This is a genomic window from Arthrobacter sp. BF1 (genome assembly GCF_056680215.1).
In genome coordinates this window covers 1,943,428-1,959,392 of record NZ_CM155271.1, presented here as the reverse complement: position 1 = coordinate 1,959,392, position 15,965 = coordinate 1,943,428, and the positions used below count along the sequence as shown (strand labels likewise).

Annotated in this window: 18 protein-coding genes and 1 pseudogene; 8 read left to right on the top strand and 11 right to left on the bottom strand. The window is 58.2% G+C overall.

Features of this window, described 5'->3' with window-relative positions; all coding sequences use genetic code 11:
* Nucleotides 1-985: 985 nt before the first annotated feature.
* The 5 genes and pseudogenes from AC1MCD_RS09155 to AC1MCD_RS09135 all read right to left on the bottom strand — a co-directional run.
* Nucleotides 986-1,609 (bottom strand): suppressor of fused domain protein, encoded by a 624-nt coding sequence (locus AC1MCD_RS09155; protein ID WP_498677830.1) that lies wholly within the window; start codon nucleotides 1,607-1,609, stop codon nucleotides 986-988.
* Nucleotides 1,606-1,998 carry a hypothetical protein gene (locus AC1MCD_RS09150; protein ID WP_498677828.1) on the bottom strand — a complete coding sequence of 131 codons (393 nt, stop codon included), beginning with the start codon at nucleotides 1,996-1,998 and terminating at the stop codon, nucleotides 1,606-1,608. Before AC1MCD_RS09150 ends, AC1MCD_RS09155 begins: the two co-directional genes overlap by 4 nt.
* 179 nt (nucleotides 1,999-2,177) lie before the next feature.
* On the bottom strand, nucleotides 2,178-2,435 hold the full coding sequence (locus AC1MCD_RS09145) for a helix-turn-helix domain-containing protein (protein WP_498677827.1): 258 nt from the start codon (nucleotides 2,433-2,435) through the stop codon (nucleotides 2,178-2,180).
* Complete coding sequence (locus AC1MCD_RS09140) at nucleotides 2,428-3,039, bottom strand: hypothetical protein (protein WP_498677824.1); 612 nt, start codon at nucleotides 3,037-3,039, stop codon at nucleotides 2,428-2,430. The genes AC1MCD_RS09145 and AC1MCD_RS09140 overlap by 8 nt, the downstream gene beginning before the upstream one ends.
* A 94-nt stretch (nucleotides 3,040-3,133) precedes the next feature.
* Nucleotides 3,134-3,251 (bottom strand): annotated as a pseudogene (locus AC1MCD_RS09135) (VOC family protein); the annotation flags it as partial.
* Nucleotides 3,252-3,481: 230 nt separating this feature from the next.
* Here AC1MCD_RS09135 and AC1MCD_RS09130 point away from each other — a divergent pair.
* The 4 genes from AC1MCD_RS09130 to AC1MCD_RS09115 all read left to right on the top strand — a co-directional run bounded on the left by AC1MCD_RS09130 (nucleotide 3,482) and on the right by AC1MCD_RS09115 (nucleotide 5,971).
* Complete coding sequence (locus AC1MCD_RS09130; RefSeq protein WP_498677822.1) at nucleotides 3,482-3,703, top strand: hypothetical protein; 222 nt, start codon at nucleotides 3,482-3,484, stop codon at nucleotides 3,701-3,703.
* Nucleotides 3,704-3,861: 158 nt separating this feature from the next.
* Complete coding sequence (locus tag AC1MCD_RS09125) at nucleotides 3,862-4,482, top strand: T6SS immunity protein Tdi1 domain-containing protein (RefSeq protein ID WP_498677820.1); 621 nt, start codon at nucleotides 3,862-3,864, stop codon at nucleotides 4,480-4,482.
* A gap of 581 nt (nucleotides 4,483-5,063) precedes the next feature.
* The gene (locus tag AC1MCD_RS09120; protein ID WP_498677818.1) at nucleotides 5,064-5,420 is read left to right on the top strand and encodes a PadR family transcriptional regulator; all 357 of its coding nucleotides are present in this window, start codon (nucleotides 5,064-5,066) and stop codon (nucleotides 5,418-5,420) included.
* A gap of 305 nt (nucleotides 5,421-5,725) precedes the next feature.
* A complete protein-coding gene (locus AC1MCD_RS09115) occupies nucleotides 5,726-5,971 on the top strand; it encodes a hypothetical protein (protein WP_498677816.1) in 246 nt (81 codons plus the stop codon).
* Nucleotides 5,972-6,152: 181 nt separating this feature from the next.
* Here AC1MCD_RS09115 and AC1MCD_RS09110 read toward each other — a convergent pair whose 3' ends face one another.
* A complete protein-coding gene (locus AC1MCD_RS09110) occupies nucleotides 6,153-6,398 on the bottom strand; it encodes a hypothetical protein (protein ID WP_498677814.1) in 246 nt (81 codons plus the stop codon).
* Between the two features lie 179 nt (nucleotides 6,399-6,577).
* Nucleotides 6,578-8,824 carry a hypothetical protein gene (locus AC1MCD_RS09105; RefSeq protein WP_498677812.1) on the bottom strand — a complete coding sequence of 749 codons (2,247 nt, stop codon included), beginning with the start codon at nucleotides 8,822-8,824 and terminating at the stop codon, nucleotides 6,578-6,580.
* 360 nt (nucleotides 8,825-9,184) lie between these two features.
* Between AC1MCD_RS09105 and yidC the strand changes: the two genes are divergently transcribed.
* Both yidC and AC1MCD_RS09095 read left to right on the top strand, forming a co-directional pair.
* Nucleotides 9,185-10,159, top strand: a complete 975-nt coding sequence (gene yidC / locus AC1MCD_RS09100; RefSeq protein WP_498677811.1) for a membrane protein insertase YidC — start codon at nucleotides 9,185-9,187, stop codon at nucleotides 10,157-10,159.
* A gap of 288 nt (nucleotides 10,160-10,447) precedes the next feature.
* Entirely contained in the window at nucleotides 10,448-10,630 is a 183-nt protein-coding gene (locus AC1MCD_RS09095) for a hypothetical protein (RefSeq protein WP_498677810.1), read from the top strand.
* 7 nt (nucleotides 10,631-10,637) lie between these two features.
* Here the strand turns inward: AC1MCD_RS09095 and AC1MCD_RS09090 are convergent, their stop codons facing one another.
* Together AC1MCD_RS09090 and AC1MCD_RS09085 are read right to left on the bottom strand one after the other, a co-directional pair.
* Nucleotides 10,638-11,078, bottom strand: coding sequence for a hypothetical protein (locus tag AC1MCD_RS09090; RefSeq protein WP_498677808.1), 441 nt, complete (start codon nucleotides 11,076-11,078; stop codon nucleotides 10,638-10,640).
* A 237-nt stretch (nucleotides 11,079-11,315) separates the two neighbouring features.
* A complete protein-coding gene (locus AC1MCD_RS09085; protein ID WP_498677807.1) occupies nucleotides 11,316-11,723 on the bottom strand; it encodes a RidA family protein in 408 nt (135 codons plus the stop codon).
* Between the two features lie 284 nt (nucleotides 11,724-12,007).
* Here AC1MCD_RS09085 and AC1MCD_RS09080 point away from each other — a divergent pair, with 284 nt between their 5' ends.
* Nucleotides 12,008-12,841 carry a hypothetical protein gene (locus AC1MCD_RS09080; protein WP_498677806.1) on the top strand — a complete coding sequence of 278 codons (834 nt, stop codon included), beginning with the start codon at nucleotides 12,008-12,010 and terminating at the stop codon, nucleotides 12,839-12,841.
* Nucleotides 12,842-13,683: 842 nt separating this feature from the next.
* Here the strand turns inward: AC1MCD_RS09080 and AC1MCD_RS09075 are convergent.
* Both AC1MCD_RS09075 and AC1MCD_RS09070 read right to left on the bottom strand, forming a co-directional pair.
* Entirely contained in the window at nucleotides 13,684-14,055 is a 372-nt protein-coding gene (locus tag AC1MCD_RS09075) for a hypothetical protein (RefSeq protein WP_498677804.1), read from the bottom strand.
* Between the two features lie 313 nt (nucleotides 14,056-14,368).
* The gene (locus AC1MCD_RS09070; protein WP_498677801.1) at nucleotides 14,369-14,752 is read right to left on the bottom strand and encodes a hypothetical protein; all 384 of its coding nucleotides are present in this window, start codon (nucleotides 14,750-14,752) and stop codon (nucleotides 14,369-14,371) included.
* A gap of 263 nt (nucleotides 14,753-15,015) precedes the next feature.
* Between AC1MCD_RS09070 and AC1MCD_RS09065 the strand changes: the two genes are divergently transcribed.
* A complete protein-coding gene (locus tag AC1MCD_RS09065) occupies nucleotides 15,016-15,723 on the top strand; it encodes a hypothetical protein (RefSeq protein ID WP_498677799.1) in 708 nt (235 codons plus the stop codon).
* Nucleotides 15,724-15,965 lie beyond the last annotated feature (242 nt).

The window sequence follows — 15,965 nt, the reverse complement described above, 5'->3', positions numbered from 1 at the left end:
GTCTGGAACCGGCAACAGGAGTGCTCAGAGTCGTCTTCCCCGACGCTCCAAATCCGCCCGACGAACCTCTTCCTCTTCCCAAAATGGGGCGTCATTTCGGTAGACCGGACCATGTAAAGGACTTGGCCGGCGCTTAGCAAGAACCACACGGCGTAAAGGCAGAAGAACGCAATATCCCAACCGTTGTTCAATCCCCTTGTGAACTGGTTGACGGCGAGGAGCGCACTGCCGGCGACTTGGCCGCTATAGGCCCACATACCGAACCGCCAGCCCCCCACGCCCCATTTTCGGCTGGAGACGCTTGCGACCCTCTGTTTCCGACATATCCGGAGCCTACAACCGCTTTGAGGTGCATGTCATTGCGTCTTACGCTGCTCTTGGCTATCAGCCCTTGAACACTCCGTGGGGGAAGTACCGCTTATGGATCTTGGCGCACGGGAGGAAACCCTCTGGGGGCTGCCGGGACACCCAGTAGCCCTTTTCATTATCGGCGTGAACCAGGGGTGTTACTCGATAGTCTGGCAATATGCCCATTCAGACACACGGCGCCACGCGCTCTCCTGTAGTCGCGGCTTGCGTCGTCCTTCTAGGCCTGCTTGTCCTTTGGATGGCGCAGCCTATTTTGCCTAGTTGGGGATGTGCGGTCAGCCTTTCGGCGATGTGCCCGCCGCATTTGCTGCCTGTTCGTGCGTCGCTAATTAGTGCGGGCATCCTCGTGGCACTGCTCGCGACTGTCATCATCGGACTATTGCTTCGGCCGTCTCAGGCAAGCACCTGGCTGGGTGGCATGTACCGAAGCGTCGTCCTCGCAGTGCCTGTAATCCTGGTCCTGACAGTCGTCGCGCACTTCGTGATACCGCAGCCCTGAGTCGATCCTGCTGATCGCGGATTGCTGTTGCGGCGTCGAAAACATCTGGATGCAAGCCGGTCTATCCGAGGAACCTCTGCAGGAACCCGTAGAGTGCTCCGGTTCCCCTGGTCTGTGTCATCGCCGTCCCATATTCAGGGCGGACCGCAGCCACGAGGTCTTTTTCGGCTTCTTTAGGCTTGGGTGCAGCTCCCGGTCCAGATCCGCGGACTTCACTTCCCATTCCTCCCACATCCCGAGCAGATCGTCCGCTCGGTTGCCGTGCCGGAACTCTGCCTCTTCAGGGAAAACCGGCAGCGCGTCGAGGAAAGTGATGTGGCGTCCGTCCTTCAGCTGCAGGTCCGGAATGAGTTCGTCCGGTCGTTCTGTCAGGACCCAGCCGGTGAACTTTCGGCCTTCGATCACTTGCCAGTTCCCGGCGACAAATACGCCGTGGCGGGCAGGGTGGGGCGTGGTGCTGCAAACCATGCTGGTGATGAGGTTGGCGAATGCCTCTCGAACTTGAGGAAAGTCCTGCTTGATGCCGGTGAAGACTTCCACTGTGTGTGAATGGCCGCGGCCGCGGGGACCGGGGACGCTGATGCCGGCGGAAGCATATACGTGGACCCCCATCCGTGATGATGCCTTAGGCCAGTAGAAGATGCCGGCGGTGTTGCCCTCCAACGAGGTCATCGTGCCGAACTCAGGTTCGGCGCCGACAGCGGCCGTATAGTGCGCTTTCAGCTCCTCCAGATGCCTCACGGGGCTTCAACTCGACCAGGCGCCTCACGCACATCGGCGACGGTGCCGTCGGGAGTTAGTCCAAGCATGCCGTTGGTTTTGCGGACCCACCGATTGAGCATGATGGTGCCACCGCAATAGAGAAACAAAGCCAAACTGACAAGAACCAGCGCCACATCTGAGCCTGTGCGGTAGTCGTAGTATCTGGGGTGGCCGAAGGCAATGTCGCCGCTGATCAATGGGTAGAGCATTGCGGCCAGGTATGCGGTCCCAACGATCAGGAGGATACCGAAAACTCCGCCAACCCATGACACCGCGCGTTTACGTGCCCGCATGTAGTTTTCGAACTTTGCTTCCCATTCATCCCGGTTGGGCACAAAAAGCACAAGTTCCGCGTTTTTCATTTCCATCTCGTTCCCCCACAGATATTTCGGTGCTCAGAAAAGCTTAGTTCCCGTGAGCGCGTAGCGAAGTAGCCGTGCAGCAAAGCAACCCTCAACGGACGACCCCTATCGTATGAGTAAGCTATCGCTGATTTTGCTCCAACCATCTTCAGTCGCGTGCTGCAACCGGCCTTCTGTCAGGCGGGTCAACTTTTGGCGTTCACCGGAAAGGTCTCACTTCGGGAGAAGCTGAAAAGTTCGGCTGGTTCGGTGTCGAGCGCTTCGCAGACAGCCGTGAGGGTCGAGAAGCGGATAGCCCTGGCCTTGTTGGTTTTGAGGATGGACAGGTTCGCCATCGTGATCCCGGTCCGCCGGGCAAGCTCGGTCAAGGTCACCCCGCGGTCGCGCAGTACGTCGTCGAGATGGCAGGCGATGCGGTGCTGTTCTTCCTTTCGCTCAGACAATGCCGACAACTTCCTCCCTCAGATTCGCGCCGTCGCGGAACGCGACCCGGAAGGCAGCAGCCAGTATTCCGATGATCAGGAGCGTCACCGGCCAGTCGGGAAAAGGCGGCCGACCGTAGACGAGATCATTGATCGGCAAGGTGCTGACCGACTCCAGCCATGGCTTGCAAATGGTCCAGGCAAGCAATCCCACGCCGAAGTGGACCAGGGCGCCGCCCACCGCGGTCACACTCAGGAGCGTCAGCGAGCTGCGGACAGAGGGAGCGAACGAATCACCGCCGGCGATCCCGGCCAGGAGGCGGGCCATTGCGAAGGTCAGGACGGCGAGGATGACTGCCTGCAGAATAGGCGGCGCCGCTTCCAACAGCACGATGTGCGGAGGCGTATTTGCAACGACAGGCGCAGACGTAAAGAGGCCCTCGATGGGATAGCCGAACACACCCTGGACGAAGTTCCCGATCGGTGAGTTCTGGCCGAAGTACTGGTTGGAAAGCATTGGCCAGGGCGGTAAAACCGATCCCGCGATCATGGCACCCCCTAGGACGGTGACTCCGGTAATCGCGGCTGTAGTTGCTCCGCGGCGCTTCCAGACTGCTTTGTCCATGATGCTCCTTTATTGATTACCGATGTTATTGATAGACGATATGATGGTGAATAGGGTCCCACAAGAGGTCGGCTCAATTTGTTATCTCGAGTCAGAACGCGACGCGGTGCATGCCAATCTCACTGGGGACGAGTGGGCTCCGACTCGACGACTTTGGGGTGAATGTAGAAGAGCTCAAGTCGACACTGACCGTCTGGCGTTTGGGGCATCGCTGTTGAGTAGGTCAACTTGATTCAGGACCACTGAGAGGGCCTGATCCAGGACTATCTGCTGTTCCGTTGCTCAAACCCTGGACGGGACATCTTCCAAGTCATGGGTACAGCTAGGCCGTTCCAAGCGGGCGTGTGGGGAGGCGCCCATACTTAGGTCGCTGTCTCGCGCCCAAGCCATGGAGTAGCGTCGCTGAGTAAAGGGCATGCTTTGCGGAGATCGAGGGGGCGAAATGGAAGGCATTGTGTTCATGCTGGTGGCGGCTGCTTGGTTCGTTTTCCGCAGGCGCATCGCGGCATATCAGGTGTACATCATCACGGAGAAGTACAAAGTCCTGCCTCCTAGGGACAAAGCCGAGCAAGTCCGGGGCATGGAAGTTGTAGGCACCTTGTTTTGTGCGTTACTTTTCAGCGCCGGTGCGCTGATGGTGGTCCTCCGGATGCTGCTTGCCTAGGGCTATGTCTCGCAACCCAACCCTCAGCGGGACAGTTTGGTGCTGGTGCTCGTTCCAGTGGCTGTTCACGTCACTTGTGATCACACCATGCGGTCGGGGCACTTACTGCCGAGGCCTAGACTTATGCAAATGTCCGACTCGTAGGAATGCTAATCACGATGTTTGAAACTTTTGCCAAGAGCTTTACGCCATCGTCCCGAGAGTCCGCCGCCTCAAGAAATACGCCCGATGATGCGGTTCCAATCCTCCAAAACCTCTTCGAGACATACGGCGGTACAACTTTCGAGGGTGGCCTTTACCGCGTTCACGACGTCGGCTCGTCCAGGGAAGCCTCTGAAGCCGCTGCATTTGCATTTCCCGCCCTCAAGGCACCCCTGCTTTGTTTCGGATTCGACTGGTTGGGGCGCCAATTTGCCCTCGACTTCCGGAGAGGCTCGGCTGAGAAACCTGGGGTAGTGCTCTTGGAACCAGGAACCGGAGAAGCATTGGAGGTACCCGTTGCCTTCTCTGACTTCCACGACTACGCACTCTTCAGATACAGGGATTCCTGCTTGTTTCCCGAAGCTTTTGAGGATTGGTGCGCCGGGGGCGGGCCCGCACCTGAGTTCAATCAGTGCATCGGCTACAAAACGCCCCTGTTTCTCGGAGGTAGCGACGATGAATCAAATTTGGAACTAACTGACATCGACGTCTACTGGTCAATCATGGGACAGCTCATAGTCGCCACCCGCGATCTTCCGGATGGCGCTTCAATTTCAAGCTTGAGGATAGGTAACTGAGGCAGGGCTTCCTGCGGTGAAGTTAATAGAGGGGATACGTTTTCCTCCGGCCCGTACGAAGTCGTTACTGCCCAGCCGTTCCGAAGGGTTAGGCCCTGCATAACTTCTGTCCCCGAAGGGGAACCCTGACCGACACCTCTTGGCGCCCATGCAGACCTGTATGGTCGTGTCTACTGTAGCCATGCGTGCATGAAGAATGAGGCAATTCCCGCGGCGCACAGTGCGATGAAGAGTGAGTATTGTCCGCGAGACATCGACTTCTTTTCCCGGACTAATTGTCGAAGAGCCACACCGAGAACCGCCACTGCACCTAATGCCAGCAGGATTCCAAGGTAAAAGAACAAATCGACCATTAGTTCCTCTCATTGCGGTGTGCTTGCCCATGATACATGGACGTCCAATTACCAGCCGCCAAGAGGAAACGGGTGTCCCGTTGAGGGTTCCTCTATCGAAATGCAGGTGCGTCCTTTGGGCCACCGTCTTGCTGACGCACTCTTCCACAAGCACCCTGCTGCTATTTGGTTTCAACCTGAGCGGTCCCAGTCCTTGACTATAAGAAGGTATCTTCCTATTCTTTGGCTATGGGCCGTAGAAAGCAGGGAACGCTACTTCCACTGGAGGTGCACATCCTGGAGATCGTTGAAGAGTCGAAACTCGCTGGCCGGCCGGCTTACGGCTTTTCTCTCGCCAACACGCTCGCAGCAAAAGGCGGAACGATGCTGGCAGCTCACGGGACACTCTACAAAGCTCTATCGAGACTGAGTGACGCGGGTTTTTTGGAAGCCGAGTGGGAAAGCCCAGAGATTGCAGAACGCGAAGGACGTCCCCGACGCCGCCTTTACAGCATCACAGCACCAGGGAAAGCTGCACTCCAGTTAGCGCAAGTGGCGCCAGCGCGGAACCCCGTTCCGACTCAAATGAGGCCGGCGCGCGCATGAGTGAGTACCTGGAATCGTGGACAGCAAAAGCTGTTCTGTGGTGGGTCACCACCTACACCCGCTCAGTTCCAAAACAGATCGCTGAGGGCCGGCGGGAGGAGCTGCTGTCGGACCTTTACGAGCAATACGCAGCAGCAGCCCGCAGCGGTCTTACGCGGAAGGCGGCCAGCCGATCCATTGCATGGCGTGCGCTCCGGGGTGCATTGGCAGATCTGCGTTGGGGCAGAGTCCATAACCAGCGAAAGGCAGGAGCTATGCACGCGACGACAGGAGGCCCTGGAAAGAGCCGGGGCTTTTTTCGAGGCATGAACACAGTCTGGGCCCTTTTCGCCGTAGCCTTTGTCGTCAGCTTTGGCGCCTGGCTCCTCGAGTACTTCATCTTCCATGGTCACCTGCTGGGACACGTAGTACTCGAGGATGGGTCGGGCTATGGCATCTCCGGTCTCCTCATCCTGGGAATAGCGATTGCCTTCGTCATCGCGCGATATGCCCAGATCGTGGCTCAGCTAATAGTCCGCAAGCGGCATTCACAGAATCCAAACCTTCCCTAGTTCACTTCAGGGGCCCTGCTGACAGGCCCGTAGGTAACGGCATCACGTCCTTGCAGTCGGGTCTGCCAGGGTGCGGGTGTCCGGTGAAGGATCCCTACCGGACGTGGCATCGACGCAGGCTAGCCGTCTTACTCAGCTTTGGATTCGAAACACGGCGGTTCGAGACAGGATGCGTGGCCTTCTAGCTCCCGGCGTCGTCTTCGGCCTCGTATCGGTACTCTTCCGGAAGTCTTCTCAGCACTTTTATGGCCAGGACTAATGCCGCTGCGCCGACCGCCACGATAAGGGCGGAGATGAGGATGTGCTCGCCCGTGGGCTCGCGCAACAACAGAAGTGGCCCCAGAATCATGACGATCACTACGACGGGGATCTGAATCCACCAATAGATCCTGGATCGTCTCTCCTGTGGGTGAATCCAAGGCTTCATCAGTCAGCACTCTCGTCATCGGTAATGCATTGTGTCGCCAGCGTAGCAGCGGGTTGTTCCGGCAAGGGATCCCCCACCGAACGTTGCGCCGGCCATACCGCCGAAAGATTCAGAGGTCAGTAGCGTGTGGAGCAGGCGCGAGAACCGACCGGCAGTGACCGAGTCGTTGCTCGCTTACCCTACTTCAAGCTCCCAGTTTGGCGGCTCCCTTGCTCTTCCCGTTTTCCCCAGAGTGCGGCGTAGCTGGCCAATTGTTCCTCCGATAGTTGCAGATCGCCCTCTACGACGAGCAAGGTCGTATCCCACGGCCGAACGTCATCTAGGCGTGGGGTGAGTAGGACTGCGATCGACCGAGCTCTTGTGATGTCTTCGGTCTGTGCGCGCTCAGTATGACGAAACATCAACCATGCCTTGAATGCATCCGCTGTCGCTTCGTTGTAGGCCGAGCAAACAACGAAGGAGACTTGATAACCGCCCGGCGCGGGCGGCAGGAATGTCCGGGATCTCCATCGAACGCCGTTTGCCCCGTGCTTTGTGTCGAGCTCACTGTAGAGGAGGGTTCCAAGCTCTACTCGTGAAGCTACCGGAAGTGCATCGATAGAGGCGAGGACTTCGACTTCCATTTCGGGCGTGACTTCATTGCCGTCGATGCTGGCGATGTCCTCGCAGATAAGACGGGTGAGCCCAAATTCGGTAGGGTACTGCGCTCCCGCTGGCTCCATCGGCAACAAGGGGTAGCTGAACCGTGTCCCTAGTGCTTCTACCGTCGCGTCGGCTGGATCGGAATCGGTTTCTGAAACGGCGGCATCAAGTGATGCTAGATCGAAGTAACGATGAGGTTCCTCGCCCAGGTACTCGGTCGAGGTCTCAACTCGGATCAGGTAGCGAATGACAGCGCTGGTGGACTTGAGCTGCTCGAAGAGAAACTCCCAGTCGCGCCGAGCGAGCACGATTGTAGGGAGTGGTCCCTCGGCCGTGGAGAGGGGGTGTTTCGTTGGAATTTGAGGGTGGTCAATGATGACGACGCCGACCCATTTCACTGCTCGACCGTCGAGGCGTAGCAGGCGCCCGCGACCATTTTCAAGATCGACGGGTGATTGCTGGAGACGCCGATAAGTGCCTTGAACCTGCTTTAGCGCCTTCTCGACGTTCTTGTTGATCCATCGGGCTTCTTTGTCTGGCACCGAAATTTCAGCGCTGCGACCCTTAACTTGAACGATTGCGCCAATGTCGCCAGCCATGAGGAGCCCGTCGCCAATTTCTCGCACGCCGGACCCTTTACGTTCGACCTGAGGTTTCATCACAAAATCTGGGAGACCCCAGGTTGCAACGGCTTCATGCACTGCGCGTTCTGCTGCAAGGCCGACGGTGTGTGACGCCCGGAGCTGTGTGGCATTGGGGATTCGTCGTTCAAAGACCCCGCTTGCGGTGGGAATAAGTAGTACGAGCTCGCCAGGGTCTGGATCGATGACGACAGCGACCCGAGCACCAGTTTCCGTTAACTTCGCAAGCTCTGATTGCTGCCAACGGCGGGGAGAGGCCGCCGCATCGTTCCAAAGATTCTGCCGGCCGACAACCTCGATGGGGAGCGCACGAGTGCCGCTTACCTTGCCTGTAACTGCTGCGAAATGAGCATGGAGCAGGGCGATGACCTCAGTAACCTCTCTTAGCCGCGATTCGAACGTGTCGTCTGTCCCGACTGGAATGAATCCTGGCGCAAACCCCAGGTCCAACAATGTGCCTGGACGGGCGTCTACCTGCATGCCTCGTTGGTAGGCAGGCACACGGAAGGTCGCAACTACTCCATCTGGGCTGCCTCCAAGATCGAAAGAGGGGCGAGGTAGGCATTCAATTCCCTCACGATGGGGTTTCGTGAAAATTATTGGCTCAGTTGGAGTTGCCCAAACGGTGATGTTTGAGCCGGCTTCCAGGGCTTCAGACCAACTTAGAAGTTGTCTTAGGCCCGCTTGTAATCGTCCTATCTGCTCGATACCTGAATCAGGAAGGAATGGCTGCGTACTACAGACGATGTCCGCGTGAACACGCAGCACCCCATTGATACAGGCCTTCTCCAGTAGAAGACTGAGATTCTCCTCGGAATCCGCAATTGGCCAGTATCTTTCAACGTCCGGGTCCCGTGGGGTGCGCGAGGACGAGAAGAGCTGCACCGTCTCGATAATGAGAGCGTCCAGCGCTGACCATAGCTCGCTTACGCAGCTCGAAAACCGCCGCGTCAGATCACTCTGTAGGGTTCCGGGCCACTCCACTGAAGCGGTAATAGTCCCCGACCCCTCGTCATTGACGATCACAGTCGCACCCATGAACTGCTCGTCAAAAGCCGCGCTCCAAGCCGCAGCCATCTCGGATGCGCATCGCTGGGCAGAACGAAGGTGGGAGACCGCCTGCGGGTAGCTTTCCTCAATCACACTCGCACTGTAAGCGCTGGTACCGACTCATCGAGGGAGGGCGCGGTAGGAGCGTCCGTAAGCCGGTGGCCTTACGGACTATCCAGCGTTCGATAGGGGAACGCTAAACGGAACACTCTTCCCCGTCAGCTTTGGGGTGCAGGCGAACTGCAGGTAAATGGGGGCGTGCAATTGCCACGGCCGCCTCTGGTGGAAACCACCAGATGGCAGCTGAGCTAGGCTCGCCGTATGAAGCTCCGCAGGTCAACGTGTTCTGCCTGAAACTGAGAGCCCCGCGATGTTGCGCGGGGGCGGTTCGACCATGTGGCTGCAGACTGATGGAGCGGCCGCCTTGCGGCCTGACGAAATAGGGGCATCGGTATGGACTTCTTTGAAACAATCATGTTTCCGTTCAAATGGTTTGTCTCCATCATCATGGTGGGCTTCCATGAAGGCCTGAGCACCATAGGGATGCCTGACGCTTCCGGCTGGACGTGGACCCTGTCCATCATTGGGCTGGTGTTGGTCATTCGTGCCGCCCTGATCCCTGTTTTCGTCAAACAGATCAAGGCGCAGCGCGGTATGCAGCTCTTGCAGCCGGATCTGAAGAAGATGCAGGACAAGTACAAGGGCAAGACCGACCAGCTCTCCCGCCAGGCGATGGCGCAGGAGCAGATGGCCATGTATAAGAAGCACGGAACCAATCCGTTCTCGGCCTGCCTTCCGATGCTGATTCAGATGCCGTTCTTCTTTGCACTGTTCCAAGTGCTTTCCGGGATCAGCACGGCGAAACAGGGTGGCCGAGGCGTCGGTGCAATGAGCATCGAGCAGGTGAGACAGTTCGATGAGTCCAGCATCTTTGGCGCACCGCTGTCTGCGGTGCTACTGCGCAATGACTCCGGCAATGTCGCAGTCACGGTACTAACCATCGTGATGATTCTTGCCATGACGGCCTCGCAGTTCATCACCCAGAAGCAGATCATGGCCAAGAACATGTCCGAGGAGGCCATGGCCAGCCCTTTCATGCGCCAGCAGAAGATGATGCTCTATATCCTGCCCGTCGTATTCGGGGTAGGCGGCATCAACTTCCCCATCGGTGTACTGATCTACTGGACCACCACCAACCTCTGGACCATGGCACAGCAGTTCTTCGTCATCCGCCGCATGCCGACCCCGGGTTCCCCCGCCGCCAAGGCCCTCGCCGAGCGACGTGCCGCCAAGGGCCTGCCAGCGCTGCCCATCCTGGGTGGAAAGACGGCCGATACCGACGCTGAGGACGAGGCGGCTGCGGCTGCGGCTATCGCTGCCAAGACCCAGCGCATACAGCCACAACGTAAGAACAGAAAAAGAAAATGACCTTCTCAAGGGGCGATCTTCGCCCCAGGAATCACAGAACTTCCTCGGCCGAAACTGTAGCTATCTGAACAAAGTGCTGGTTGGGGAACCCCTAAACGCGACATAACGGCGGGAGTACTGTGGATGTTGGCGCTTCGTGGCGGCGTTCTGTGATCGCTCGGCGTCGCACCCGTTCCCGTACGCCGATCCTCTAGCGGGCGTCGACCTGGCCTGGCAGAGCTCAAATCCCGTCTCAGCGGATGGGCCGAGGAGCTGCGCACGAACCCGCCGACATTAGGCCAGCACCCGATGCAGAAAGACCAGGAACAATCCGTCGTCATGGATCCCAGGATGGAACAGGTCATGAAACTCGTGCACGCCTCCTACCCGGTTTCGGCGCGTCATGCGCTGTGGCCACCCACCGAAGCACCGGCATCCGAAGCGTCAAAGCACACCAAGGGGCAAGGCCAGCAACAGGACAGGGCGCTGTGACTACGGCCTAGCGTTCCTTTGCCTTTTTTGCTGCCTCGTGTCCGTTCAGAACCTGCCGAAATTCTTTGGCGTAACGCTTTGGGTTGGACGCCACCCCTTTGTCCTGGATGCGGATAATCACGGCAGAATCAGCCTGGAACGAAGTCCCGTCGCTGGACAAGAGATCTTGATCAGGCTCCATGGTCCCGTCGTTGACTTCCACCTCGTATACCCATCCGCCGCCTTCTATACCCGTGTCCGGATTGATCCAAGCGCTGGCATAGCCGCGGGCTAGATTAACCCGAGAGGTCATGTACACCTTGTCTGGGCGTTGGGCTATTTCCGTCAGGCCCTCCTGCAGACTGGACTGAAGAGTTGTTGACGTGGTTTTAGTGATGGTTGGGGGAAGTATTGACTCGCTCACAGCGAGTCCGGGTACGCCGCCATGGAAAAGAAAAAGTCGTGACATTGGCTCAGGATACCCACGGCCATCCGAGTGTCCCTTGGTAAGCCATGCCAAAAATCGATCATTTGTTTGCGCGTGGCCGGGCAGCGAGCCCGGCCCCTGTGAATCGCAGCGATAAGTGGTGGCTTTATTCGCGGCGCTTAATGCACCCCTGGTGCACGTAAGCCGAACCTTCAATGGGACGGTTTCATCGTTCGTCAACCGGTGGGTAAGAGTGCGAACGTGATCGGCAACGCTGCTTCAATCGATGACGGCGGCGATTGCTTCGATCTCCACGAGCTGGCCTTCATAGCCGAGCACGGTGACACCCATCAACGTGCTCGGAGCATCGTGGTCGCCGAAGGCCTCGCGAACCACATCCCACGCCGTCACTAGATCCGCCCGCTCTGTCGACGCCACAAGGACCCGAGTGGAGATCACGTCCTCGAGGCAGGCACCGGCGGCTTCCAGGGCAAGGTGCATGTTCTCGATAGCCTTCGCAGCTTGGGCTGCGTAGTCCCCCACGCCTGCGGTCGTTCCGTCCTCGTTCAGCGGGGAGGAACCCGCCAGGAAGATTAAGCGCGCTCCGCTGGGGGATGTCGCGGCGTACGCGTACTGCGCGATGTCGCTGAGGGCGTTCGAGCGGACGAGGGTGACAGCACGCGGCATGTTTTCCCTTTGTTGAAGTGAGGACTGACCATTTCCCACTCTACCGGCGCCCCTGAGACGGGCGTCGTGGACCGTAAGCCGATCCCTCAGCGAACGCTTTTTGACTGGCTAGTTGCGGGGGCGGGGCACAATGCCAGCGCACTCGTTGAGTTCAATTTATGGCCGATGGTGTGCGAACCCTGCCGACTCTTCAGCGATTCTTCATCGCGAAGCTGGGCGTTAGGCCCCCGTGAAAGATTCAGTCAGCTTCGTTGGATTGGATCATGACCTCATATGGTGGTGCCATGACTGAGGCGATCGCTTGGAACCTGGCATTTCGTTGCGGCAATGGAGTTGGCAAGGCGCCGGGGCGAACTGCCGAGGCTGCCCTTCCCAGCCAGCCACCGTCCGGCTGGACAGGAAGCCTTGGGCCGGGCGTTCGTTGGGAACAGTGGCCACGAAGCCTCAACACTGGTTTGCCCATGATGCATGTGCTGACGCTCTGGCTACCCGGTGACTTTCAAAGGCGTGGTCCACAGTTTCCTGGAATCGCCATATTTGCTGGTGAGGGACAATTCGCAGACAACAGCAAATCTCCCATCCCCAGCGCCGAATCAACCGATCCGTTCCTACGCGACCTTGCCGCAACCGAGGACCATCCCGGTCTGCTTAGGCGCAGAGACGTGATCGACGGAGAATTCGCGATCCTCTGGCTCACAGATGATGAGTTGGCCGCCGGCCCGACGGCGCCTCGTCCCGATGTTCGTGCCGCGGGGGAGCACGTGGACGATTCAGAAGGTACGAATGCTTGGGATATCGTCGAGCCGACCATCGACATTTGGTTGATTCCGCGCGTCGATCCAAATGCCGGCAAGGCCCCGGTGGAACTCTGGGGGGATGAGGTCGGCGCCGATGCGTATGTCAATCCCTCAGCAGGTGGGAGCAGCCTTTCGGACTGGGCTGAACCGCTTTTCGCCATAAGCCACTTGGGCGGAACGGCCTTCCCCGTCCAGGCGATGCCTGACGGCCTTACTCCCTGGTACCTCGAACTGGAAGAGATCTCGGGGCTGAACTTCGGCGGTGGCGGCAACGCTCAATTCGATCTGGAATCTGATACTTTCGACTGGGCTTGCGGATAGCGCACTAGGGGTAATTGGCGATCGGTCCTGATCGCCTAGACAAAGCCACATTCGTCAACGAACTTGTTGCGCAAGCCGGGTGCTCATTGGACGACGATGCGTCCGATTACGGATACTTCACCGGGCGCCCACCCTCTACCCGGCAGTTAACCTCAAAGGCGGACTGGAGTGAGGGGTTTGGCCGTGGTTTAGGACTGCTTCTACAGGTAAACCACGAGCATTCCGGCCAATCCGAAGGCTCCGGAAACAAGGATCAATGGAAGAAAGAAGGCCTTCCGCTTAACAGCTCACCGGTGCGCTCCCTGTCGATGTGCGCGTATATGACCGTGGCTAACAGCCCGATGATCCTATACCGAAAAGCGTCAGTCCGAGGGGGCTCACTGGCCTTTCTCCTTGGTGGGGACTCTTCGGATCCAGACGAGCATAACTACCCCTACCAGGACCGTCCCAGCTGTCCATGGCCATTCGCTATTGCTCGTTGCCACAAAAGAAATGCATCTAATGAGCGCCAAGACTGTGAGGATTGATGTGCCTACGGTCAGAATCAACTTTTGCTGCGGTGAAAACGGCCCTACGTTGAACATTCCCCACCTCGTCATATGGAATCCTGGTAAACCACGGCAAACATCAATTGACCGTGACACTACGGGATCGCCGGGGAGCCTTCCATAGTCGTCGCCCAACAAAGCTTGTTCATTTCTTTGCTCCCCGAGGCTGCACGAAGCAGCTGGTCCTACTCCAACTGCGTCTTTTCAGGGGATCGGATTCAGGGCGGCGGTGCGCAGCCGAGGCGGATTAGTCCCTGGGGCTGGTGGGCCTCACGGTTTCTCTTGGTGCTTGACCTACTGCTTAGAGCGTCGTTTGAATAGCATCACTGCGAAAACCACACCGAGCACGACGAATCCTACAGCGGCAATGATGATAACGAGGAGTGCGGTAGTTCTGTCGTTTGACCCGCCCATTTGCCCCGTGACGAGCGAGTAGATGACAGTGGCCACCCCCGCCAGAACCATAAAAATGGCGCCTATACCAAAGTACTTAGCGGTTCCGACTTCTGCGGCCATCTCACCCGGTTTGCCCAGACGCTCATTCCAACCGCGATTCAGTTGGGAAATCCTGTCCCGCTGCCAGAATCCCAATGCTCCGATGACGATGGCAGTTACCCCAATGAGAATGTTCATGGCCTGATCAAATCCGGTATCGGCGTCAATCACAAGGGTACTGCTGCCCTTACCGAAGTCATGCCTGTGCTGAGACCAATAGCGAGCTAGCGGCACAGCCAGCCGGCTGTCCCCTCCGCGACTCAGAGCACACACATGGGAGCTCCTTTGAGGCCACCTTTAGCCGCGCCCGTTAGCCGGTGGCCGGCCGCGACGCTTCTATGCCCCGGTTGAGGAACCCCTAAACGCGACATAACGGCGGGAGTACTGTGGATGTTGGCGCTTCGTGGCGGCGTTCTGTGATCGCTCGGCGTCGCACCCGTTCCCGTACGCCGATCGTCTCACGGCCATGCCTCCATCGACTTCGTTACACCGACACGAATAGCGACAAGATGTTCGCTGCTGTGCCTAATGCCAGACCAGCTCCAACAAGCCAGACCTGCAAACCAAGGCCGCTAACAGCGTGGCTGTAGATAAGATGCTTGACCAGCTCAGGCATGTTGTCCATATCGCTGTACGTGAACATTGTCTTCCCGGCCGCGCGCTGCTCTGCTCGCATCTCCTCAGTGCGCGACCCACCGCCAAAGATCGAAGGGGGCTCGTTGGAGTACCGCTGCTCAATCTCCTTCAGCCGAGCAAATAATGCGGAGTTCTCACGCATGTCCTTGTGGACAATGAACCAGGCCCACAGAATCGCCCCGAACGAGATAACAAAGGCCAGGATATTGATCACTACAAGCAATGTCTTCATGGGAGATGAGTATGGCATCGAGGTTTGACACCCGATTTCTCAAGCCATTCTTTGCTGGGACTCCGCAAACTATGAGGCCTCGATGCCTAGACGGCGTAGGCCAGGCCGGCGGCCCGTCCCCTGCTTGTTCACGGCGTTCCGCCCATTTAGCTTCGGCATCCCGTGGCTTTGTTCTCGTCCTCGGACTCGGAAGGCTCCTGGTGTCCGCCTAGGGATCGGCTTGCGCGCGGTGTAACTGCAAGTACCGAGGCAGAATGTAGGTCATGGGGAACGATGACGCGGCGGCGAGGCTTGTACAGCTAGGGAACTGGGAAATCGAGCAGTCATTGTTAGAGGGACCGGGTTCTGACTGGGACGACGTCGCCTTTGCTTGGTTGCCGGCGGCTAACAGGCTGCCACCGAGGGCTCCCGATGACTTTCCATCGAAGGGCTGGAGAATCATTCACGCCTTTCATCCGGTATGGGCGCACGAGGTCATAATCCTTGGCGCCCCTTCCCATGGGGAACCCAATAGGTGGGTGCTCGTTCAGCTGTCCAGGGACGACAACGGGTGGCAGTTTGCGACACCGTACTCCAGCTTTGGGCCGATTCCCACGAGAGAAGAACGCCGTTCTGGACTGCGCCTGGAATGGGCAAAACCAACGTTTTCAATGGCGAAGGGATCTGTGCCCGAGATCAATGTCGTCCTCGTGAACGAATCATCGCGGGAGTGGACGCCCAGCGAGGAAGACTCTTCCCATGTTCAGGGGTTGGTGCTCAAACAAAACGGCGAGCAAATCGGGAGTGGCTGGTATGTCACGGGAAGCAAGCCACGGTTACCGAACCTTCGACCAGGGCAGGAAACGACTCTGCCCGTGTTCCGGAACAATCCCGAACTCGAGGGCCTGCCAACGGGTCAATACCAAATAGTGGCCTTCCTGGCGGCGTTGAACCTTCGCACTGTCACCCCGGCCAATCTCACCCTCGAGTGAGCAATAGGCAGCAAGAACCCTGACGGTGGGAGCGCCCCATGAAGGATCGGCTATCGGGCAGACGTGCCGAGAATTTGATCGCTCCGTGGCGGCATTCTGCGATTGCTCGGTGTCGCAGCAGCCATAGCTGAAAAGCGGCATGGCCAGAGGTCATCGCGTAGTCCACGGCTGTACGTTTCCAGTGCCCGTAAGTTGGTTCCTTGCCGGACGCCTCCGAGAAGCCAGGATGAGCGCCGGGGCTG